General features: G+C 23.4%; 26 protein-coding genes. 14 read left to right on the top strand and 12 right to left on the bottom strand.

Features of this window, described 5'->3' with window-relative positions; genetic code table 4:
* Positions 1–283 precede the first annotated feature (283 nt).
* Complete coding sequence (locus SPIRDC1_RS03715; RefSeq protein WP_174480607.1) at positions 284–1,486, top strand: IS256 family transposase; 1,203 nt, start codon at positions 284–286, stop codon at positions 1,484–1,486.
* 144 nt (positions 1,487–1,630) lie between these two features.
* On the opposite strand, the gene SPIRDC1_RS03710 is transcribed toward SPIRDC1_RS03715, so the two are convergent.
* The gene (locus tag SPIRDC1_RS03710) at positions 1,631–1,936 is read right to left on the bottom strand and encodes a hypothetical protein (RefSeq protein ID WP_174480596.1); all 306 of its coding nucleotides are present in this window, start codon (positions 1,934–1,936) and stop codon (positions 1,631–1,633) included.
* A 424-nt stretch (positions 1,937–2,360) separates the two neighbouring features.
* On the opposite strand from SPIRDC1_RS03710, the gene SPIRDC1_RS03705 reads away from it, so the two are divergent.
* Positions 2,361–3,356: an IS3 family transposase gene (locus tag SPIRDC1_RS03705; protein WP_174479968.1), complete on the top strand. Its 996-nt coding sequence runs from the start codon at positions 2,361–2,363 to the stop codon at positions 3,354–3,356.
* A gap of 46 nt (positions 3,357–3,402) precedes the next feature.
* On the opposite strand, the gene SPIRDC1_RS03700 is transcribed toward SPIRDC1_RS03705, so the two are convergent.
* The gene (locus SPIRDC1_RS03700) at positions 3,403–3,963 is read right to left on the bottom strand and encodes an inorganic diphosphatase (protein ID WP_174480595.1); all 561 of its coding nucleotides are present in this window, start codon (positions 3,961–3,963) and stop codon (positions 3,403–3,405) included.
* A 99-nt stretch (positions 3,964–4,062) separates the two neighbouring features.
* Here SPIRDC1_RS03700 and SPIRDC1_RS03695 point away from each other — a divergent pair, with 99 nt between their 5' ends.
* Positions 4,063–4,710: a hypothetical protein gene (locus tag SPIRDC1_RS03695; protein WP_174480594.1), complete on the top strand. Its 648-nt coding sequence runs from the start codon at positions 4,063–4,065 to the stop codon at positions 4,708–4,710.
* A 58-nt stretch (positions 4,711–4,768) separates the two neighbouring features.
* On the top strand, positions 4,769–5,764 hold the full coding sequence (locus tag SPIRDC1_RS03690) for an IS3 family transposase (RefSeq protein ID WP_174479968.1): 996 nt from the start codon (positions 4,769–4,771) through the stop codon (positions 5,762–5,764).
* A 55-nt stretch (positions 5,765–5,819) separates the two neighbouring features.
* Here the strand turns inward: SPIRDC1_RS03690 and SPIRDC1_RS03685 are convergent, their stop codons facing one another.
* The 6 genes from SPIRDC1_RS03685 to SPIRDC1_RS03660 all read right to left on the bottom strand — a co-directional run bounded on the left by SPIRDC1_RS03685 (position 5,820) and on the right by SPIRDC1_RS03660 (position 11,484).
* On the bottom strand, positions 5,820–6,572 hold the full coding sequence (locus SPIRDC1_RS03685) for a hypothetical protein (RefSeq protein WP_174480593.1): 753 nt from the start codon (positions 6,570–6,572) through the stop codon (positions 5,820–5,822).
* 379 nt (positions 6,573–6,951) lie between these two features.
* Complete coding sequence (locus SPIRDC1_RS03680) at positions 6,952–8,289, bottom strand: FAD-binding domain-containing protein (protein WP_174480592.1); 1,338 nt, start codon at positions 8,287–8,289, stop codon at positions 6,952–6,954.
* 270 nt (positions 8,290–8,559) lie between these two features.
* Complete coding sequence (locus tag SPIRDC1_RS03675; RefSeq protein WP_174480591.1) at positions 8,560–8,880, bottom strand: hypothetical protein; 321 nt, start codon at positions 8,878–8,880, stop codon at positions 8,560–8,562.
* A gap of 2 nt (positions 8,881–8,882) precedes the next feature.
* On the bottom strand, positions 8,883–9,653 hold the full coding sequence (locus SPIRDC1_RS03670; protein ID WP_174480590.1) for a ParA family protein: 771 nt from the start codon (positions 9,651–9,653) through the stop codon (positions 8,883–8,885).
* A gap of 136 nt (positions 9,654–9,789) precedes the next feature.
* The gene (locus tag SPIRDC1_RS03665) at positions 9,790–10,380 is read right to left on the bottom strand and encodes a hypothetical protein (RefSeq protein WP_174480589.1); all 591 of its coding nucleotides are present in this window, start codon (positions 10,378–10,380) and stop codon (positions 9,790–9,792) included.
* A gap of 108 nt (positions 10,381–10,488) precedes the next feature.
* A complete protein-coding gene (locus SPIRDC1_RS03660; protein ID WP_174480588.1) occupies positions 10,489–11,484 on the bottom strand; it encodes an IS3 family transposase in 996 nt (331 codons plus the stop codon).
* Between the two features lie 616 nt (positions 11,485–12,100).
* Between SPIRDC1_RS03660 and SPIRDC1_RS03655 the strand changes: the two genes are divergently transcribed.
* From SPIRDC1_RS03655 to sepF, 7 genes are all read left to right on the top strand, one after another.
* On the top strand, positions 12,101–13,096 hold the full coding sequence (locus tag SPIRDC1_RS03655; protein WP_174479968.1) for an IS3 family transposase: 996 nt from the start codon (positions 12,101–12,103) through the stop codon (positions 13,094–13,096).
* 216 nt (positions 13,097–13,312) lie between these two features.
* Complete coding sequence (locus tag SPIRDC1_RS03650) at positions 13,313–13,660, top strand: BspA family leucine-rich repeat surface protein (RefSeq protein WP_174480587.1); 348 nt, start codon at positions 13,313–13,315, stop codon at positions 13,658–13,660.
* 303 nt (positions 13,661–13,963) lie between these two features.
* Positions 13,964–14,395, top strand: coding sequence for a division/cell wall cluster transcriptional repressor MraZ (mraZ, locus tag SPIRDC1_RS03645; RefSeq protein ID WP_255495907.1), 432 nt, complete (start codon positions 13,964–13,966; stop codon positions 14,393–14,395).
* A gap of 5 nt (positions 14,396–14,400) precedes the next feature.
* Positions 14,401–15,351, top strand: a complete 951-nt coding sequence (gene rsmH / locus SPIRDC1_RS03640; protein ID WP_174480585.1) for a 16S rRNA (cytosine(1402)-N(4))-methyltransferase RsmH — start codon at positions 14,401–14,403, stop codon at positions 15,349–15,351.
* Positions 15,352–15,372: 21 nt separating this feature from the next.
* Positions 15,373–16,653 carry a cell division protein FtsA gene (locus tag SPIRDC1_RS03635; RefSeq protein ID WP_174480584.1) on the top strand — a complete coding sequence of 427 codons (1,281 nt, stop codon included), beginning with the start codon at positions 15,373–15,375 and terminating at the stop codon, positions 16,651–16,653.
* Between the two features lie 35 nt (positions 16,654–16,688).
* The gene (ftsZ, locus tag SPIRDC1_RS03630; protein WP_174480583.1) at positions 16,689–17,843 is read left to right on the top strand and encodes a cell division protein FtsZ; all 1,155 of its coding nucleotides are present in this window, start codon (positions 16,689–16,691) and stop codon (positions 17,841–17,843) included.
* A gap of 6 nt (positions 17,844–17,849) precedes the next feature.
* Positions 17,850–18,134 (top strand): cell division protein SepF, encoded by a 285-nt coding sequence (gene sepF / locus SPIRDC1_RS03625; RefSeq protein WP_174480582.1) that lies wholly within the window; start codon positions 17,850–17,852, stop codon positions 18,132–18,134.
* Between the two features lie 132 nt (positions 18,135–18,266).
* Here sepF and SPIRDC1_RS03620 read toward each other — a convergent pair whose 3' ends face one another.
* The 4 genes from SPIRDC1_RS03620 to SPIRDC1_RS03600 form a co-directional block, all read right to left on the bottom strand.
* Positions 18,267–19,262, bottom strand: coding sequence for an IS3 family transposase (locus tag SPIRDC1_RS03620; RefSeq protein WP_174479968.1), 996 nt, complete (start codon positions 19,260–19,262; stop codon positions 18,267–18,269).
* Positions 19,263–19,320: 58 nt separating this feature from the next.
* Positions 19,321–19,680, bottom strand: coding sequence for a hypothetical protein (locus SPIRDC1_RS03615; protein WP_174480581.1), 360 nt, complete (start codon positions 19,678–19,680; stop codon positions 19,321–19,323).
* A 14-nt stretch (positions 19,681–19,694) separates the two neighbouring features.
* Positions 19,695–20,879, bottom strand: coding sequence for a hypothetical protein (locus tag SPIRDC1_RS03610; protein WP_174480580.1), 1,185 nt, complete (start codon positions 20,877–20,879; stop codon positions 19,695–19,697).
* Between the two features lie 471 nt (positions 20,880–21,350).
* Positions 21,351–21,539 (bottom strand): hypothetical protein, encoded by a 189-nt coding sequence (locus SPIRDC1_RS03600; RefSeq protein ID WP_174480578.1) that lies wholly within the window; start codon positions 21,537–21,539, stop codon positions 21,351–21,353.
* Positions 21,540–21,648: 109 nt separating this feature from the next.
* On the opposite strand from SPIRDC1_RS03600, the gene SPIRDC1_RS03595 reads away from it, so the two are divergent.
* From SPIRDC1_RS03595 to SPIRDC1_RS03585, 3 genes are all read left to right on the top strand, one after another.
* On the top strand, positions 21,649–21,936 hold the full coding sequence (locus tag SPIRDC1_RS03595; protein ID WP_174480577.1) for a hypothetical protein: 288 nt from the start codon (positions 21,649–21,651) through the stop codon (positions 21,934–21,936).
* A 156-nt stretch (positions 21,937–22,092) separates the two neighbouring features.
* Complete coding sequence (locus SPIRDC1_RS03590) at positions 22,093–22,356, top strand: hypothetical protein (protein WP_174480576.1); 264 nt, start codon at positions 22,093–22,095, stop codon at positions 22,354–22,356.
* Positions 22,331–23,164, top strand: a complete 834-nt coding sequence (locus SPIRDC1_RS03585; protein WP_174480575.1) for a hypothetical protein — start codon at positions 22,331–22,333, stop codon at positions 23,162–23,164. Before SPIRDC1_RS03590 ends, SPIRDC1_RS03585 begins: the two co-directional genes overlap by 26 nt.
* Positions 23,165–23,248 lie beyond the last annotated feature (84 nt).

Genomic DNA, 23,248 nt, shown 5'->3' with positions numbered 1-23,248 from the left:
CTTACACCAATATCACGCATTAAAGTACGATTTAAAGTTACTTTTCCTTGTTGAATAGTTGGGAAAGCATAACCACTACCTGGGCTTGCATATTGTACAAAATCAAGTGTATTTTGACCACTAGAAAGTACTCTATCATTTAAACTACTAAAAGGGAATGTTTAGTAATCTGTGTGACTTACAAAAATAACTATGTTTAATTAATTCTAGTAAATATAATTTATATATCTAGAAAGAGTGAGTTACAGATGGCTAAAAAGATAATCTTAATAACAATGATCCAATATCAAAAGCAGTAGATTTATTATTAGAAAATACTGAGGATTTAACAACAGTTTTTAAAGAGGGAGGCTTATATAAAGAATTAACTAAACGATTGGTAGAAAAAATGTTGAATTCTGAGATGCAAAATTATTTAGGACACGAAAGAAATCAACGCAGTAATAATGACAATGTTCGTAATGGTACAACATCAAAAAAATTAATAACTCAACAAGGTAAAATTGAAATTGATGTACCAAGAGATCGTAATAGTAATTTTGAACCAGTAATAATCACAAAAAGACAGAGAAGATTTGATGGTTTTGATCAACAAGTTCTTTCACTATATGCAAAAGGTATGACTTTATCAGATATTAGAATGCAGTTGCAAGAGTTATATGATGGCGCAGATATTAGCGAAAGCGTAATTAGTCAAATTACTGATGATGTCATTGATGATGTCAAAGCATGGCAAAATCGTCCATTAGATAGTGTTTATCCAATCATTTATTTTGATTGTATCGTAGTTAAAGTACGTCAGGATAAACGTATTATTAACAAATCAGTTTATATAGCTTTAGGAGTTGATTTAGAAGGTAAAAAAGATGTTTTAGGTTTATGAATTAGTGAAAATGAAGGTGCTAAATTCTGATTAAATAATTTTACAGAAATGAAAAATCGAGGCTTAAATGATATTCTTATTGCTTGTAGTGATAATTTAACAGGCATGTCAGAGGCAATACAATCAGTTTATCCTAAAACTGAACATCAATTATGCATAGTTCATCAAATTAGAAATAGCTTAAAATATGTTTCATACAAACATCGAAAGTCTCTAGTTATCGATTTAAAGCCAATTTATACAGCATGTAGTGAAGAACAAGCAATGCAAGCTTTAGAATCATTTGAAAGTAAATGAAATAAACAATATCCACAAATTGCTAAATCTTGATATAAAAATTGAGAAAATTTAATGGTTTTTATTAGTTATCCAGCAGAAATTAAAAGGGTAATTTATACTACAAATGCTATTGAATCTGTTAATAGCCAATTACGAAAAGTTATTAGAAATAAAAAAGTTTTTCCTAATGATATGGCAGTTTTTAAAATTTTTTACTTAGCAATTGAAAATATCACAAAAAAATGAACATTGCCTATTCAAAATTGAAATACAGCAATTGCTCATTTTATGATAAAATTTGAAGACAGAATTAATCTGAACTAGTACTTTGTAAAACAAAGAAACACAGATTACTAAAAAGCCTCGTATTTTAGTTGCAATAAATTTAAAAAAATAGTAATATGAGTGTACAATTTCATAAAAATCCAAATTATTTCTTGTCTGAAATATAATAAGACTATATAAGATTTAATTTATTCCGGATTTTTGACAATCTCTCAAATCTTTATAATCATTAAAACTAATTGTTATTAAAGCATTATATATTTCTTTAACTAAATCATTAATATCTTTATTTAATTTACGAAAACAATATATAGCAATTGATTTATTAACTTTAATTGAAATTGCTATTAATATTGCTAATTCTTCTGCAATACTATATGTTTTACTTGAATATCTACTTCCACTTAAATTATATTCACTATGAGTAAAATCACTTTTATTTAATAATCAATAACTAATTTCATTTAAATAAGTAAATTCTTTATTCATAATATTATTCCTGTAATTCTTCTAATTTTAAAAGTTGAGCATATATAGTGTTTGAATAATTAAAATCGTTGAATTTAATAATATGAATATAAAAAACCATTCATATTATTAAACATCGCTAAAAACAGCAAATATGAGCGTTTTAAGATTATATAATAAAATTACATAACATAATCATATTTTTTCTTTAACTTTTCAAAAGTTGTAATATCAAAGTTAGATTTTAGATTTTATAAAAATAAATTTAAGGGGTACTATTATTATGAAAAAAATTATTGCAAGTAGTTTTGTTATAGCAACATTGTTAGGTACAACACCACAAATGGTGGTTGCTACTTAGCCCTTTTTACTAGACCATTAATTTAAAAAAAACTTGAATGTATTCGAAAAACAATTGTGTTATACAATTAACACTAATTTTGACATGAAAGGATTTTTAATAATGGATAAAATTAAACAAATAGCATTAGTAATTAACAAGTTAAATATCAAACAAAAAATTCAAATTATTGATGATAGCAAAAACCAATATTCAATTAGATATCTTTGCCAACATCTTCAACTAAACCGATCAACATATTATTTTGTAAAAAACAAACAAAACCCTATTAAAAAAGAAAAAAATCAAATTAGTAATTGTACACATAAATATCAAGAATTATGCCAACTTTTACTTGAATTTCATTTTACAAGAAAAGGACAAATTTATGGCTATTTACGAATTTTTTCAGCATTTAAAGAATGATTAAAACAATACAAACATATTATTTTAAATCTAGAATTATCAACAAAACAAATGCGAAAAATTATGAAAGATCACAATCTTCAAGGATTAAAACAAACTAAAAATAACTATCCTAAAAACAAAAAAAATCCAAATAAGTGAATACCTACAATGGATAAAGTAAACAAAGATTATAAAAGTACAACCTCTTCAAATCAAATTTGATCAATGGACACTAAACAAATAAATACTAAAGAAGGTTGATTATATCTTTTTGTAATTATTGATTTTTATTCAAATAATATTGTAAGCTATAATACATGTTCAAACAAATCCTATCAAGATTTAATCCTTCCTGCACTTGAAAAAATAAATCAACAATTCTCTTGAAACCAAGTAAAAAACGTTATTTTACACTCAGATAACGCCAACGAATTTTATTGTCAAGACATCACAAATTGAGCTGCTGATAAGCAAATAATTTTAAGCAAAAAACAACCTTATGATATTGGTGGCAATGTAATATCTGAAAACTGATTTTCTCATTTATCTCAAGAATGACTACCTAAAGGTTCAAATCAATATTTTTCTCTCAATGAAGCTATAAATGATGTAAACCAATATATTATGTTTTATAATTACGAAAGAATACATTCTAAATTTCTAAAACCACCAATTTCACAAATAAAAATTTAAAACTGTCTATCCAAAAGTGGTCCAGTATTTAGGGCTAACCACCGGGCTAACCACCTTTTTTGTTTAATAATGACACTAATTGTGCTTTTGGTAAATTATTCATTTCATTTTGATATTGTTTAAACATATTTTTACATGTTGTAAGTTCAGCTAATGCTTCTTTTAAGTTACCTCAACCTTCAATTATGACTTTCTTTTTTTGTAATTCTTTATATTGTAAAAAGAAATTAACAATTTCATCACGTAAATGTTGGGGTACATCTTTTAGATCTTGATACTCATTAAAGCGTGGATCAGAATTAACAACACCAAATAATTTAGTATCAACTTCACCACCGTCAATCATTTTAATCATTCCTAAAACTCTAACTTCTACTAAGCAACTAGGGAAAGTTGGATAAGTAATTAAACTAATAATATCTAAAGGATCACCATCGTAATCTAAAGTTTCAGGAATGTATCCATATTCACCGGGATAAAAATTAGCACCATAAAGAACACGATCTAATATCATAGTTTTAGATTTTCAATCATATTCATATTTATTACTTGATCCTTTGGGAATTTCAACTACCATTTGCACAATGTTATTTTCACTTTTATTCATTAATACTTCATCTCCTTTTAAAAATTAATTTTATTATATAATAAATAAACGTTTTTTTATATATAATTAAAATAATAAATGTATTTTAAGGAGTAAAAGATGAGTTTAAAATATGAGAAAAAGTGACAACAATTTAAAAGTAATATTAATAATTCTTTAAAATTAACTACTCATAGGATAGCATTAATTAGTAGTTTATTGGCAGTTACGACATTAATGACCTTATTAGAAACACCACCTATTTTTTTACCTTTTTTAAAAATTGATTTTGGTAATACTATTAATTTAATTGCATTGTTAATTATTAAACTTCCTTATAGCTTGTTAATTGCCATTATTGTTCCTTGACTAAGTTTAATCTTACCTCATTTTCCTTCTGGTAATGCTGAACCAATTGATGAATTTGCTTATATGTTAAGTACCATTACTTTATTGTTATTATATAGTAGTTTTAAATTATTATTTAAGCAATTACCATTTTGAAAAACGCAATCTAATAATTCTTGAAAACGATTAATGATTATTGAAATACCAACAGTTGTTATTACTTGTATTTTAGTATCATTAATTAGTGGTTTTTATAATTGAGCTTTTATTTTAGACATGTATGGTGCTGGTGATCTTAAAGATAAGATTTGAATTGTATTTGTACCATTTAATTTAATTAAATTTACTTCAGTTTTGCTTTTATATTTATTATTAGTTAGGCCAGGCTACTTAGCCCTTTTTACTAGACCATTAATTTAAAAAAAACTTGAATGTATTCGAAAAACAATTGTGTTATACAATTAACACTAATTTTGACATGAAAGGATTTTTAATAATGGATAAAATTAAACAAATAGCATTAGTAATTAACAAGTTAAATATCAAACAAAAAATTCAAATTATTGATGATAGCAAAAACCAATATTCAATTAGATATCTTTGCCAACATCTTCAACTAAACCGATCAACATATTATTTTGTAAAAAACAAACAAAACCCTATTAAAAAAGAAAAAAATCAAATTAGTAATTGTACACATAAATATCAAGAATTATGCCAACTTTTACTTGAATTTCATTTTACAAGAAAAGGACAAATTTATGGCTATTTACGAATTTTTTCAGCATTTAAAGAATGATTAAAACAATACAAACATATTATTTTAAATCTAGAATTATCAACAAAACAAATGCGAAAAATTATGAAAGATCACAATCTTCAAGGATTAAAACAAACTAAAAATAACTATCCTAAAAACAAAAAAAATCCAAATAAGTGAATACCTACAATGGATAAAGTAAACAAAGATTATAAAAGTACAACCTCTTCAAATCAAATTTGATCAATGGACACTAAACAAATAAATACTAAAGAAGGTTGATTATATCTTTTTGTAATTATTGATTTTTATTCAAATAATATTGTAAGCTATAATACATGTTCAAACAAATCCTATCAAGATTTAATCCTTCCTGCACTTGAAAAAATAAATCAACAATTCTCTTGAAACCAAGTAAAAAACGTTATTTTACACTCAGATAACGCCAACGAATTTTATTGTCAAGACATCACAAATTGAGCTGCTGATAAGCAAATAATTTTAAGCAAAAAACAACCTTATGATATTGGTGGCAATGTAATATCTGAAAACTGATTTTCTCATTTATCTCAAGAATGACTACCTAAAGGTTCAAATCAATATTTTTCTCTCAATGAAGCTATAAATGATGTAAACCAATATATTATGTTTTATAATTACGAAAGAATACATTCTAAATTTCTAAAACCACCAATTTCACAAATAAAAATTTAAAACTGTCTATCCAAAAGTGGTCCAGTATTTAGGGCTAACCACCCTAATAGCCTTATTATTTTACCATTCTTGGTATTTTATATTTACCAGCTGAAATTTGTTCTTGAAATGAATTTATATTTTTAATCATATCTATTGGATTTGAAACATTTTGTATTTGATTTTTTTGAATTTCAGTAAAATAAAATACACAACTATTTAACGATTTTGTTACTAAATCAAATTCTTGTTTTACAATTTTTAATGTTGTTACATTATTTTTAATGATATTTTGATTATTATTTTTTTTATTTTTTAAATTTAATAAAATATTTTCAAATTCTATTTTTTTATTCTTGTATTTTTCAATTTTTTTTATTAAATTTTTATTTTTATTATAAAAACCAAATGTAAAAATTATAAGTAAATTATTTTTTCATTTACTAATTTTTTTTGAATTTAAAAATGTAATATATCGATTATTTTTTGATATTATTTCATTTATTTCTTTTATATTTTTATTTATATATCATCTGTTTCTAAAAATTAAATTTTTATTTTCACATTCAATTTTTTCAATGGGGTTTTTATAAAAATTTTCTATTTTATTATATATAACATTAAGTGATCTAAGATTTTCTTTAATTTCAACAGCATTATTTTTTAAATTGAATAAGATTTTAGTAATATTTTCTTTTATTTCTTTTTGTTTTTTAAATTTTTTTTCTAATGTTTTTAATTCTTCATTAATTTTTTTCTTTAATTCATTTATATTAATAAAATTATTAATATAATCATTAAAAATAATTTCTTTTTTTTCAATTGGCATAACTTCATCTTCTTTCAATAATATTTCAATAATAAAAACTCATTTGCTTTTTAACAAGAAAACAATGAGTTAAAAACTTATATTAAATTTTTATAAATTGATTATACAAAATATTTTAAAAAAAAGTTCACAAATAAAAATTTGGAACTAAAGTTTTAGCGGTTATTTGGAATTTTTGAATTTATGTTTATTTAAATTTTATATTCATTTTTTTTTAAAATTATTTTTTCTATAAAAAATAAGAACAATTTAATTATAACACTTTTATTTTATATTTTAACACTTATTTATGTTAAATATTTTTATTAAAATTATAAAAGAAAAAACAAAATTGCTAAATAAACTGCACAATTGTGCAGTTTTGAAGTAATTATTATATTTACATTTTTTGTGATTTATTATTTTTAATATTATAAATTTGAATATTACTTTTTAAATTTTGGTATCTTTTTTTAGCTTCTTGAACTGATTTTTTAAAATCAACAATTTCTTCTATATTTTTTGTTCTTGATAAAAAATGATTAATATAAACAAAATTAGGATCATATTTAATTTGTTGTAAATAAGGATTAAAAATCCTAATATATTGTTGAGCATCAAATCCTGTTCCTGCTACTCATTGTCATGAACATTGATTAACAATTGGATCATAATCAATTAATTTTTGAGCAAAATATTTTTCTCCTCATCCTCAATCAATATTTAAATTTTTTACTAAATAAGAACCACAAATCATACGTACACGGTTATGCATAGTACCATAATTATTTAATTCATTCATCCCAGCATCAATTAAAGGAATACCAGTTTCTCCTTTGCATCATTTTTTAAAATTTTGTATATTATTATCTCAAATAATATCATTCATGTTATTAATTCAATTTGTTCCAAATTTTCATTTTTTTTCTATCATAGCATTATAAGTTGCTTGATAGAAAAAATCTCTTCATATCAATTGTCTAGAAAAACTATTATCAAAATAACCAAATCTTTGAATTGCTCAAAAATGAACTTCACGAATAGAAACTATTCCATATTTAATGGCTGTACTAATATGAGAAGTACTGTTTTTAATTAAATCAATTTTATCACGTTGATTTTGATAATCTTTTGATAAACGAGTAACAATAATTTCTACTTTTTCTCTTGTTAATGGTAAATTAAAATCATTATCTTTTAAGTTTTTAATATCTTCACAATTTGGTAGTTTCATAGCTCGAAATTTTGGAGTTTTTGATATTGTAATATTAAATTTATTTTTTTTAATTGCATTTCAATAAGGAGTAAAAATTTGATAAAAACTACCATCATCTTTTTTTATTTCATGCGGATCAAAAAGCATATAATCATGAAATTCACGATAAATAAAACCAATTTCTTTTGCTAAATTTTTTAATTGTTGACTTCTTTCTAGAGCATAAGGGCTAAAATCTTTATTAGTGTAAATTTTATTAATAATTATTCCTTGATTAACTAAATTTCTGATTGCGTTTAATTCGTTTTCTGCTTTTAAAACATTAATATGAATTATTTTATTTAATTGTTTTAAACAAAAAATCATTGCTTGAAATGACTTTAAATTAAAAAATTTATTATTTTTAATTTGTTCATTTGTTAGGATAAAAATTAAATAAATTTCTTTTTCTTCTTTTGATAAAGCAATTAAACCTTTGTTATCATGTATACGAAAGTCTCGATGTAAAATAAAAATATTCATTTTTTTATTATAACCTTTTTTTATTAATAAAAGTTTATTTTTAAAGAATATTTATTATTTGAGTTTTGAAAATTGCTAGTTTTCATTTATAAATTTTTATTTAATCTCACTCTTTGGGAAATTTTCACTCGATATTGACAATTAAAATAAAATTAAAATAAAAAATCGTTACTGATGCCACCTTGGAAGCCACACCAGTAACTAGATAATTGTACAATAAATATATTAGTTAGTGAACTATAAATAATATTTTTATTTTGACATTACAATTTATTTTTTGTTGTTAATATTTTTTTGATATTCTTCATTAATACATTTTCTAACAAAACTTGATAGTTTAGCACCTGTCATTTGTGTTATAAATTTCATCTTTAATATATCATTTTCGTATAAAGTAATGTTAACATTTTTAACTTTCTGATTTTCAGAATTTTCAATAATAACATCATAATGATTTATATGAGATTTACTTTCTTGTATAAAAGGATTATTAATATTTAATGTTTGATTTAATTTATTTTCTTTTATCTTATTAAAATTTATTTCGGTGCGGTCTACATTTAATGTTTTTTCAAATAAATTTTTACCCATTATTAAATCACTCCTTTTTTTATTAATTCTTCATTGATTTTTTGAATTGGATTACCTAATTTTTCTAATCTTTTTAAATTTATTATAGTTTTTTTAGAAATAACAGCTTTTTCAATAATTGTATATTCTTTAATATGATTTTTTAATACTTGTTTTGGGAAAGCATTATTTACTATTTCAATAAAATCTCTTGAAGTAACTTGATTTCCAATTTTATTTAATAAAATAGTATTCATATTAAAAGGTAATTCTAATGATTCACATATTGATTTTCATGCATTTCCCAAAGTCATTATTCCTTTTAAAGAGAATTTTGACCTATCAGAAATAATGATTATGTCATTAGCAATAGCCATTAAATTTTGATTAATTAAACTTAAACTTGGATTTGTGTCAATCAAAATATAATCGTAATTATTTTGTAAGTAGCTATAATGAGATTTTAATTGATTAAATAGTATTTTTTCTCTTGCTGGTTTATAAACTAATATTTGATTAAAATCATCTAATAAAATATTTGAAGTAATAATATCTAAGTTTTTTATGCTTGTATTTTTTATTAATTCATTTATATTTTTAATTCCACTAAATAAATCTCCTAGTAAATTTTCTTGGTCAACGTCAAAAAAACAGTCACCTAAGGAAGCTTGGGGGTCTCCATCTATTAATAAAACTCTTTTATTTAATTTTTGAACCAAATATGTTGATTCTAAATATGCAAATGTAGTTTTACCAACTCCACCTTTTCTTGCCACAATAGTAATAATTTTCATAAGATTGTTATTCCCTTCTATGGTATAAATATATAAAAATATATTAACATATTTTAAAATTAATTAATGTATTATTATATATTTTAATATTTTTATATATACATTTATATATTTTTAAATATATAAATGTATATAATTAAATTTTTTTTAAAATTTCATAACTGTGTTGTTTAGGATATGCTTCAATGGTGTTGATTTGATTTTCGATTCAATTGGCAAGTGTTTGTGAATTGGTAATTCAGTGAATTTTACCACCATCAACAAGTCATTGTCGACTATTAATTAATTTTGTTTTAAAGCGTTCTGGTGATTTTCTAGTTAATTCAAGTTCTACATAAATTTCATTATTATTATTTTTAGTAATAATTAAATCAGGGTAAGCATTAAGATTTCCATTTTCTATTTTTAGTTCACGTTCAGTTTTATAAGAAAGTATGTCAGTTTGTTGACAAAGTCATTTAATAAGTAAATTTTGGTGAACTAGTTCATAATAATTGACTTGAATGCTTTTTTTGTGTTCTCTTCCTAAATGGCTTTGTGCTTTACTTGTTAAAGTAAAATAATTTTTCTTTGGTAATGTATCTACATTAAGCATTTTTAATTTTATTAATTGTTCTTTTTGTAGTTGAATAGTTTTGATATTTTTATTTAATAACAAAGCAATTTGTTCTAAATTTAAATATCCCCAACGATTTATAATAAATAGTATTTTTTCTAATTCACCCATTGTTTTATACTCCTTTTAGATTTATGACTAAAATATAATTCAAAATCTTCAATATTTATTTGGTGGTTAGTTAGCCCTAAATACTGGACCACTTTTGGATAGACAGTTTTAAATTTTTATTTGTGAAATTGGTGGTTTTAGAAATTTAGAATGTATTCTTTCGTAATTATAAAACATAATATATTGGTTTACATCATTTATAGCTTCATTGAGAGAAAAATATTGATTTGAACCTTTAGGTAGTCATTCTTGAGATAAATGAGAAAATCAGTTTTCAGATATTACATTGCCACCAATATCATAAGGTTGTTTTTTGCTTAAAATTATTTGCTTATCAGCAGCTCAATTTGTGATGTCTTGACAATAAAATTCGTTGGCGTTATCTGAGTGTAAAATAACGTTTTTTACTTGGTTTCAAGAGAATTGTTGATTTATTTTTTCAAGTGCAGGAAGGATTAAATCTTGATAGGATTTGTTTGAACATGTATTATAGCTTACAATATTATTTGAATAAAAATCAATAATTACAAAAAGATATAATCAACCTTCTTTAGTATTTATTTGTTTAGTGTCCATTGATCAAATTTGATTTGAAGAGGTTGTACTTTTATAATCTTTGTTTACTTTATCCATTGTAGGTATTCACTTATTTGGATTTTTTTTGTTTTTAGGATAGTTATTTTTAGTTTGTTTTAATCCTTGAAGATTGTGATCTTTCATAATTTTTCGCATTTGTTTTGTTGATAATTCTAGATTTAAAATAATATGTTTGTATTGTTTTAATCATTCTTTAAATGCTGAAAAAATTCGTAAATAGCCATAAATTTGTCCTTTTCTTGTAAAATGAAATTCAAGTAAAAGTTGGCATAATTCTTGATATTTATGTGTACAATTACTAATTTGATTTTTTTCTTTTTTAATAGGGTTTTGTTTGTTTTTTACAAAATAATATGTTGATCGGTTTAGTTGAAGATGTTGGCAAAGATATCTAATTGAATATTGGTTTTTGCTATCATCAATAATTTGAATTTTTTGTTTGATATTTAACTTGTTAATTACTAATGCTATTTGTTTAATTTTATCCATTATTAAAAATACTTTCATGTCAAAATTAGTGTTAATTGTATAACACAATTGTTTTTCGAATACATTCAAGTTTTTTTTAAATTAATGGTCTAGTAAAAAGGGCTAAGTAGCAAGTAGCAAGTAGCGATGAAGAATTTAAGATAAGATGTAATGAAACAAATATTGATAATGATTCATCTTCATTAAACTCTGTTAATTCAGTTTTTGTTGCTAATTAGTAATAGTTTTTTGTTAAATTTATTTAAATAGATTTTTAAAATTTAATAATAAAAAATTACTAGCATCTTTATTGTTGCTAGTGATTGTTATTGTTTGATTTGTTAACGTTATGCTAAAAGTAGTGTTTTGTGGGAGTATAAATATTTGTTATTGCATTATCTTAAAAACCATTCTAAGATATAAATAACTTATAGATTTAATAAAAAGTTATTGAATAAAATAAAAAGGGAGGTTTTCAATATGAAAACATTGATTACTGCACTAAGTGTTTTAACATTTGGGACATCTATTGGAACTTTAAATACTGTTTTAAATAAAACTCGCTACTTAGCCCTTTTTACTAGACCATTAATTTAAAAAAAACTTGAATGTATTCGAAAAACAATTGTGTTATACAATTAACACTAATTTTGACATGAAAGGATTTTTAATAATGGATAAAATTAAACAAATAGCATTAGTAATTAACAAGTTAAATATCAAACAAAAAATTCAAATTATTGATGATAGCAAAAACCAATATTCAATTAGATATCTTTGCCAACATCTTCAACTAAACCGATCAACATATTATTTTGTAAAAAACAAACAAAACCCTATTAAAAAAGAAAAAAATCAAATTAGTAATTGTACACATAAATATCAAGAATTATGCCAACTTTTACTTGAATTTCATTTTACAAGAAAAGGACAAATTTATGGCTATTTACGAATTTTTTCAGCATTTAAAGAATGATTAAAACAATACAAACATATTATTTTAAATCTAGAATTATCAACAAAACAAATGCGAAAAATTATGAAAGATCACAATCTTCAAGGATTAAAACAAACTAAAAATAACTATCCTAAAAACAAAAAAAATCCAAATAAGTGAATACCTACAATGGATAAAGTAAACAAAGATTATAAAAGTACAACCTCTTCAAATCAAATTTGATCAATGGACACTAAACAAATAAATACTAAAGAAGGTTGATTATATCTTTTTGTAATTATTGATTTTTATTCAAATAATATTGTAAGCTATAATACATGTTCAAACAAATCCTATCAAGATTTAATTCTTCCTGCACTTGAAAAAATAAATCAACAATTCTCTTGAAACCAAGTAAAAAACGTTATTTTACACTCAGATAACGCCAACGAATTTTATTGTCAAGACATCACAAATTGAGCTGCTGATAAGCAAATAATTTTAAGCAAAAAACAACCTTATGATATTGGTGGCAATGTAATATCTGAAAACTGATTTTCTCATTTATCTCAAGAATGACTACCTAAAGGTTCAAATCAATATTTTTCTCTCAATGAAGCTATAAATGATGTAAACCAATATATTATGTTTTATAATTACGAAAGAATACATTCTAAATTTCTAAAACCACCAATTTCACAAATAAAAATTTAAAACTGTCTATCCAAAAGTGGTCCAGTATTTAGGGCTAACCACCCTCCACAAAAAATTGAACTTTTACATAATAAAACACAACAAGATACAATTTACATTGATAAAGATGGAAAAGAACAAACAACTAATAAAAGAGATTTATCAAATATAAAAACTACCAAAATTACTCAAATTGGTTTTTATAAAAACAAACAAGGTGAAATTCAAGTTGTTAGAATGCCAAAAACAATTAAAGAAGTACCTGACAAATTACCATCAGAAATAACTTCTTTAAATTTTATGTTTTTGGGTGCTTCACAATTTAATCAAGATTTATCAACTTGAGATGTATCTAGAGTAGAAGATATGGTTGGTACATTTGCCAATACTTTAGCATTTAATCAAGATATTTCAAAGTGAGATAGTTCAAAAGTGGTCGATATGGGTTATATGTTTTATAAAGCTTCTTTATTTAATAAAGACTTATCAAAATGAAATGTAAATGAAGTATTATGACATGGATGATTTGCTAAAAATTCAGAATTTGAAAATGATCCTAACAAATGACCAAAATTTAAAAATTAAAATTTTAAAATAATAAATATTTTTTTGTGCCATTTTATTTAATTAGTAAAGTCACTATAATAAAACTTAGAATAGTATAATAAAATATTATATTTGTTTTTTATAAAAGCATATAATATTGACAAACGGTAAGTTTAAAAAGTTTTAACTCATTTCTTTATTTTTTAAAGTAAATGAGTTTTTATTTTTATTATTGTATGCTCTTTTATTTTACTGACTAGTCATACATTTAAAGTAATCAATTGCAATTATATGCCAAAGGTTATATAATATGGGTAATAGTGGGAAAGTGTGGGTGATATTATGCTACTAGGACAATCATTGTCAACATTAGATGAAAAGAAACGAATGATAATTCCTTCTAAGTTTAGAAGTTATTTTCATAACAATGAGATTGTTATTGTTTCTAAAGGTTTTGAAGGGTGTTTAGTTATTCGTAACGAAATTGAATTTATTAAATGACAAGATAAAATCTTATCACAATCCGAAGGTCAGAAAGAAGCCAGAATTTTAGCAAGACAAGTATTTGCTAATTCAGAAGAATTAACTATTGATAGCAAAGGTCGCATTAATATTCCACATTCATTATTGACACTAGCTGATATTAAACAAAAAGTAATTATGATTGGACTATCCAATAAAATTGAGATTTGATCAGAAACTAATTGAAATAGTTTTAATCAAGATACCAAGGATAAATTTGAGTCAGCGGCAGCAGTTCTAGATGAGATATAAAAATTATGAATAATATCAATGCAAGACACATTTCTGTAATGTTAACAGAAGCAATTGATTTCTTAAATATTAAACCTGATGGTATTTATGTCGATTGTACATTAGGACGAGCAGGTCATAGTAAAGTTATACTATCAAAACTTACCTCTGGCAAACTATATGCTTTTGATCAAGATCAAATGGCTATTGATAATAGTAAAATTATTTTAAAAGATTTTAAAGATAAATATGAAATAATTAAAAGTAATTTTGCAAATATTCAATCTGAGCTTTTAAAAAGAAATATTACTAAAGTTGATGGTATATTATATGATTTAGGTATATCATCACCACAAGTTGATGAAGATATTAGAGGCTTTAGTTATATGAAAGATGCTAAGTTAGATATGCGTATGGATCAAAGTCAAAAATTAAATGCGTGAGATATTGTTAATAATTATAATTATGAGCAATTAAAAACAATTATTAAAAATTATGGTGAAGAAGTATTTGCTAGTAGTATTGCTAAAAATATTATTAAAACAAGAACTTTTCAACCAATTGATACCACTTTACAATTGGTTACGATTATTAAAAAATCATTACCAGTAAGAGTATTAAATAAGCATCATCATCCTGCCAAAAAGACTTTTCAAGCATTAAGAATTGCTGTTAACAATGAGTTAGAAACATTAAAATCTTCTTTAAAACAATCTTTGAAATTATTAAAATCTAATGGTAGAATTGTTGTTATTAGTTTTCATTCTTTAGAAGATCGTATTGTTAAACAAACTTTTAATGAAGTTTTAATTGATCCACAAGCACAATTATATGCTAAATTAGCAGTTCAAAATAATTGAAAAACAAAATATCAGTTAATAATTAAAAAACCAATTACACCAAAGCCTGATGAAATAAATAAAAATCCAAGAGCACGAAGTGCAAAACTAAGAGTTATTACTTATATTGATTCATAAAAATGTTTGGAGGTGAGCAATATGAATTTTCAAGAACTATATGTTGTATGTCAAATTGAAGATTTTAGTTTAAAAGTTATGGTTAATAATTATGTTAATAATCAAATTCAGGTTTTATATAAAGAAACTGTTGATACTGAACAGTTTTCTGAAAATGGTGTAATTATTAATTCAATTGCTACAGGTAAGTTATTAAGGCAAATTATTAATAAAATTAATAATACTTTAAATATAAAAGTACAACGTATTGCCTTAACTTTACCTTCAAATAATTTAAGAATTTATCAATCACAAGCATCACTTGATTTTAAAGATGCTAACCACATTATTACTGATGAAGATTGTAGTAAAGTGATTGAAATGGCTAAAAACATTACTATTGATAATAGTGAAATTATTTGTTTAACTAAACCATACAATTTTAAAGTTGATCATGTAATTGGTAATGAACAATTACCAATTGCTAAAAAAGGACAAGTTATGCATGTTGATGCTTTAGTTTATTCATTACCTAAAAGTTTATATAATTCTCACCTCGAAGTATTAACTAATGCCGAAACAGAATTGTTAACGGTTACTTTAGATCAATTTGCATTAGTGTGTAATATTAAAAATACTGATTTTAATCGTAATACAGTTTTAGTTGATTGAAATATTAATAGTACTAAGATTAGTGTTTTTAGTAATTCAGTATTATTTGCAACAACTAATATTAAAATTGGTTGAAATCAAATAATTCAATCATTAATGAAGCAAATGCATTGTGGTTATGATAAAGCTGAAAGATATTTACAAAAAATTATTAATATAAGTAGTAATTATTTATGCGATGTTGTTGTTGATAAGTATGTTGATGACCAAACAAAATCTATTGTTCGTTTAACAAAAACTGATTTACAAGCAATAGTTAAAAAACAAATTAATGAAATTATTTCTTGTATTGAATATTTTCTTGATGAAGTTAGTGATAATAATAGTTCAGATATGGAAATTATTTTTACGGGAATTACTATTGGTTTATGTGGTTTTGCCAACTATTTTAAAAATAATAGCAAACTAAAAGAAGTAAAATATATGCTCAGTCAAACTCTTGGTGCATATAGTTATCAGTGAACTACTTTAATCGGTAATACTCACTACCAACATTTAGTAAACGTTTTTAGTAATAATTATATTTCATCAATACATAAACCAGAAATTGTATCAAAATTAAATCATTATACGCATTCTAATAATCATGATAATAAGCATTATAATTCCCCCTTTCAACCAAATTATCAGTATAATGATGGTAGTAAATAGAAGAAGACAATTTGATTACTTAGGAGGAAAATAAAATGGAACATAATAATTCACAATTTAAACCAATAGCATCAATTCGGGTAATTGGTATTGGTGGTGCTGGTAATAATGCTGTTAATAGAATGATTGAAGCAGAGGTACAAGGTGTTGATTTTTATGTTGCTAATACTGATGCACAAGTAGTTAATGCATCACCAGCTGAAAATAAAATTATTTTGGGCAAAGAATTATCAAAGGGACTTGGAGCAGGAGCTAATCCTGAAATTGGTAAACAAGCCGCAATTGAAAGTGAAGCAGAAATTAAACGCGCTTTAGATGGTGCAGATATGGTTTTTATTGCTGCTGGTATGGGTGGTGGTACTGGTACTGGTGCTGCATCAATTGTTGCAAGAATTGCTAAAGAATGTGGTGCTTTAACAATTGCTATTGTTACTAAACCATTTAAATTTGAAGGACGTAATCGTAATGCTCATGCTATAGTTGGAATTGAAAATTTAAAGAAACAAGTTGATGCAATTATTATTATTTCTAATGATAAATTATTACAAGTAATTGGTAATATCCCTCTTAAAGATTCGTTTAAAGAAGCAGATAATATTTTACGTCAAGGTGTACAGACTATTACTGACTTAATTGCTGTTCCTGCTTTAATAAATTTAGATTTTGCTGATGTTCGTACTATTATTGAAAATAAAGGTAATGCCTTATTTGGTATTGGAATGTCAAAGGGTGAACATAAAGCTAAACAAGCCGCAACAAAAGCTATTTCTTCTCCTTTACTTGATGATGTGACAATTAAGGGTGCTAAAAATGCTATTGTTAATGTTACTGGTGGAACAACAATGACATTAACTGATGCTAATATTGCTGTTGATTTAGTTCGTGATGCTGCGGGTAATGATGTTAATATCATTTTTGGTGTTGCTGTTAATGAAAATTTAAATGATGAAATGATTGTAACAGTTATTGCCACTGGTTTTGATGAAGAAGGTGCTAATGCTAATAATTTTGTTTATAGTTCAAAAGTTGATAATCATGAATTTATTACCAATAAGACTCAATATTTAAGTGAAGAAATTAAAGAACAAACAAAGAAAAAAGAAGAAGAACAACAAAATTTAGTCCAAGAAGCAGCAATGGAAGCAGATGATGATTTACCATCATTTTTACGAAGACGAAAGGAAGTTTAATTAATTATGGGATGAAGAAGTAAAAAATATAAAGACAATGATGAAAATAGTAATTATAAAACCAGTTTTCAAGAACAAATACAAGAATTTGCTCCTAAAAATTATCAAGAAATTGAATCAGTTGCTAATGCTATGATTTTACAAAAACCAATTAAAGTTAATTTAACAACAACTGTTGAAAATGATCGAAGAAGAATTATTGATTTTCTTTGTGGTATTTCGTATGTTATTGGTTTTGTTGTTGATAAAACTGATATTCATATTTATGAATTTAAAAATGAATTAAGTTAATCTTGAACAAATAGGTTTTTATTTCTTTCTAATAATAAAGAAATAAAATTATTTATTTTTTAAATTGTTCTTACATTAATTTTGGTGGTGGTGGTTAGCCCTAAATACTGGACCACTTTTGGATAGACAGTTTTAAATTTTTATTTGTGAAATTGGTGGTTTTAGAAATTTAGAATGTATTCTTTCGTAATTATAAAACATAATATATTGGTTTACATCATTTATAGCTTCATTGAGAGAAAAATATTGATTTGAACCTTTAGGTAGTCATTCTTGAGATAAATGAGAAAATCAGTTTTCAGATATTACATTGCCACCAATATCATAAGGTTGTTTTTTGCTTAAAATTATTTGCTTATCAGCAGCTCAATTTGTGATGTCTTGACAATAAAATTCGTTGGCGTTATCTGAGTGTAAAATAACGTTTTTTACTTGGTTTCAAGAGAATTGTTGATTTATTTTTTCAAGTGCAGGAAGGATTAAATCTTGATAGGATTTGTTTGAACATGTATTATAGCTTACAATATTATTTGAATAAAAATCAATAATTACAAAAAGATATAATCAACCTTCTTTAGTATTTATTTGTTTAGTGTCCATTGATCAAATTTGATTTGAAGAGGTTGTACTTTTATAATCTTTGTTTACTTTATCCATTGTAGGTATTCACTTATTTGGATTTTTTTTGTTTTTAGGATAGTTATTTTTAGTTTGTTTTAATCCTTGAAGATTGTGATCTTTCATAATTTTTCGCATTTGTTTTGTTGATAATTCTAGATTTAAAATAATATGTTTGTATTGTTTTAATCATTCTTTAAATGCTGAAAAAATTCGTAAATAGCCATAAATTTGTCCTTTTCTTGTAAAATGAAATTCAAGTAAAAGTTGGCATAATTCTTGATATTTATGTGTACAATTACTAATTTGATTTTTTTCTTTTTTAATAGGGTTTTGTTTGTTTTTTACAAAATAATATGTTGATCGGTTTAGTTGAAGATGTTGGCAAAGATATCTAATTGAATATTGGTTTTTGCTATCATCAATAATTTGAATTTTTTGTTTGATATTTAACTTGTTAATTACTAATGCTATTTGTTTAATTTTATCCATTATTAAAAATCCTTTCATGTCAAAATTAGTGTTAATTGTATAACACAATTGTTTTTCGAATACATTCAAGTTTTTTTTAAATTAATGGTCTAGTAAAAAGGGCTAAGTAGCAAGTAGCAAGTATATTAAAGAAAGTATTTAATTTTGTTACATTTCCTTTTAAATAATCATAAACTTGATTAACAGTAAAATCAGTTAAAAACTCTACACCAACAGCACTAATACTAGCAACTAAATCACTTGCACCTAATCCAAGGGCTACACTTTCACTTAATCCACCAGTAAAAGGAGCAAGTGCTACTGCTATAACTTGTACACCAATCATTTCTAAAATTTCTCATCAAAAACTTTTATTTTCTTGTTGGTTACTTGTTCTAGTATGTTTTGGTTTATTTATGTTTAAAAGTATTGCTGTACTAGTTGTACCGATTGGCATGACATTATTTTCCTTTATTTAAGAGTTATTTTAATTGGATTTGTTGAACCTTTATAATTTAAATCATTAACGTTTGCACTAATAGTTATGTATAAGTGACCCGCTTTTTGTTTTTGATTACTTACATTAGTTTTTCCTTGTGCATCACTAAAATATTTAATAGTTGGATTTGTTAAATTTGGATTTAATGATTTAAGTTCATTAGTACTTTTTATTTGTGTATTTAATTCACTATTATTGTTATTAACATTTGCAGTAATATCAGTTGTTAAAACTGTAATTTTAGTTTTTAAATCAGTTTTTTCTGTTTTAATAACTCCACATAACATTCATCTTGATGTTGTTTCATTATTAGAAATATATGGGATTGCTTCTCCAACAACTTCACCAGCAACTTTATATGCTCTTCCTGCTTTATCATCTTTAATAAAATCTACATAAATAACTGTATTTTCTATCATGTATCTTTTCATTGCTCTTGGTGTTGCTAAAATAAAGGTCATTAATTGTTGTTCATTTTTATCATTAGTAAAAATCATATAGTCATCAAGAACGATTTCACATAATACGCCTTTTACATATAAATTATTTCCATTTAAACGTAATTGTTGTGCCAACTGATTATCGGTAATTAAACCTTTATTATCTGCTAAATAAACTAAACTATCATAAAGACCATTAGTAATAAAAAATTTACTATTTGCAATATTTCTAAATTGAAACAAAGTATTTCAAGCAGATAACATCGATTTTAAATAACCTACTGGTGTTGTATCTTCAATATCTATTTTAGTAGCAAATTTTGCAATTGCTTGTGTATCATCAATTGCCAATTTATCTGCTAAATCATTTGCAACTTCATATTGCATACTATCTAATAAATTTTGTCCATTATTTGCTTTTAAATCTACATCTGTAATAATTTCTCCTGCAAGATATTTTTTAGTTATTTTTTTACTAATTTTATCTGTATCAACATATGGTAATTCATATCTTTTGCTTTTATCATCCCAAGCAATAATTTTAACTTTTGGATCTTTTGGTTTTTTAACTATAAATTCAATATTTACTGAATCAACAATTTCAGTAGGAAAAAAGTTTGCCCATGGACTATTTGAAATTTTAAAAAACTCTATAAATTCTGGTGCTTCTACTAATCTCTCTGTATTGTCTAAATTTTGATTAAATGGTACTGACATTTTATTTCTTCCTTTCGTTTATAAATAATTTTTCTTTTTATAATTAATTAAAAAATTTTCTTTATCATTTGCTTTATTATTAATAATTATTTGTTTATTGCCACCTGTATTAATTGTTTGTTTAAATATTGGTTGTTCTTTAATCATTTTTTTAATAGTTTCTTCAATTTTTGAATTTTCTAGATTATTTGTTTTAAATTTTAAGTAATCATAAAATTCAGTTTTAACTTGATATTTTTTAAATATATTAATCATTTCTTTTTCTTTAATTTCTTGATTAAGTTTATTTAACTTATTTTCTGCTTCATTAACTTTATTTTCTATTTCTTGTNACTTAGCAATTGAAAATATCACAAAAAAATGAACATTGCCTATTCAAAATTGAAATACAGCAATTGCTCATTTTATGATAAAATTTGAAGACAGAATTAATCTGAACTAGTACTTTGTAAAACAAAGAAACACAGATTACTAAAAAGCCTCTTTACTATTTGCAATGTTTCTAAATTGAAACAAAGTATTTCAAGCAGATAACATTGATTTTAAATAACCTACTGGTGTTATATCTTCAATATCTATTTTAGTAGCAAATTTTGCAATTGCTTGTGTATCATCAATTGCCAATTTATCTGCTAAATCATTTGCAACTTCATATTGCATACTATCTAATAAATTTTGTCCATTATTTGCTGTATTAGGTGTATTTTTTAATTTTATTTATCGTAGTATTAAATTTGTTTTTAGGTCATTGTTTGGGTAGGTGTTAAGTATGAGTGTTTTAGAAATTTACAATAAAATACATCAATGTATAGTTGATTATTGAACTATGTTTATAGGAAGTCCGGTTGATGATTTTACTACTATTTTATGAAATTTAGTAGTTTATGGAACACAGTTTTTTATTGGATTTGTTTTTGAAGTAATTTCTAAATCAGTGGAAGAAGAAGATGCTAAAATATTTGGAAGTTGTTGTTTTAGTCAAAATTTAATAAATAATTTCGCGAAAAGTTTTTCTACAGTACCTCCTATTTTACAAAAAAGTATTTTAACTAGTTAAAATACTTTTTTTAAAATATATTAGTGAAAAAAATAAAAATAATAATTAAAAATAAAAAAGTAAGTATAATTTAGTTTATAAACTAAATATAGTTTTTAACCTATTGCTTTATTTATATAAGTAAATAGGTTTTTTTAATTTTTAAAGGAGAAAAAAATGTTAATTGAAAAAATTAATATATTAAAAAAAGCAAAAGAAAACTTGGATAAAGAAATATTTTTTATTGAGAAAAAAAGTGAAGAAATAGTTGAGCAAATTGAATCTTTAGAAAATAAAATTAAACGTTTAAAAAAACTAAAAAAATCAAAAAAAATACAACTATTTTCAAATATTAATAAACAAATTAAAGAAACAGAATTAAATATAAAAACTTTAATAGAAGAAATTGATGAAAATGAAAAAAAATGCACAACCATTTAAAAATTCAAAATTAAATATTTTAAAAGAAATTATTGATTTACAACGTCAGTTATATGAAAATAAAGTTAAGAGATATAAAGAAATATTTGAACAATTAGATTTTATTTTAAAAAATAAAAACTTTGAAGAATTAGAACATTCTATATATCCATCTAAGAAAAATCCTTTTGAAGAAGATGGTGATACAGAATTATTTGATAGTATTAGTTTCTCAGTAATTCAAATCAAGGATTTAGAACAAAAAATATTTGATTTTGAAGAAAAAAATAAAGAAATATTAAATAAAATTGATTTACTTGAAATTGATATTCAAGATTTAAGAGAAAAAAAAGCAGAAAAAAATTGACAAATAACTTTTGTAAATACTATTACTTTTGGTATTTTTAAATATGTTAGAAACAAAAAAGTTAATAAAGAAATTAAAGAAATAAAATTGAAAACAAGAAATTTAAGAGAAGAAATAAATAAAAATGAAAAAAATATTAAACGACTTAAAGTTTTAAAATTAAATATTTTTGAAAATATTATTAATTTACAAGTCAGTTTGATTAATAAAATTACAAATGAAAAAAATGAAGAAATTTTTGATAAATTAAATTTTATTTCAGAAAATGAAATATCAAAGCAATTTGATGAAGACAATCCTTTTTCTAGTAAAAAAGAATTAATTTCAAGAGTTAATAGTCAATATAGTGATCTTGGTTTTGAAACAGATATTGAAAAAAATCAATCTTGTTTTAGTTTGCCAAATGAAGATAAAGCAGAAGAAAAATTAAGTTCTTCTTTGAAATCAATAAATTATTTATAAGAAAAAAAGATTTTAGTTAAAAATGAATTTAAAAAGTTATTATTTAAAATAACTTTTTATTTTTATATATTAAATATAATTAAT

It is taken from the genome of Spiroplasma endosymbiont of Danaus chrysippus (assembly GCF_902809815.1).
In the GTDB taxonomy this organism is placed as follows: domain Bacteria; phylum Bacillota_I; class Bacilli_A; order Mycoplasmatales; family VBWQ01; genus Spiroplasma_E.
Note: the sequence above shows the minus strand (reverse complement) of the source record. Positions and strands in the feature narration are given on the sequence as shown.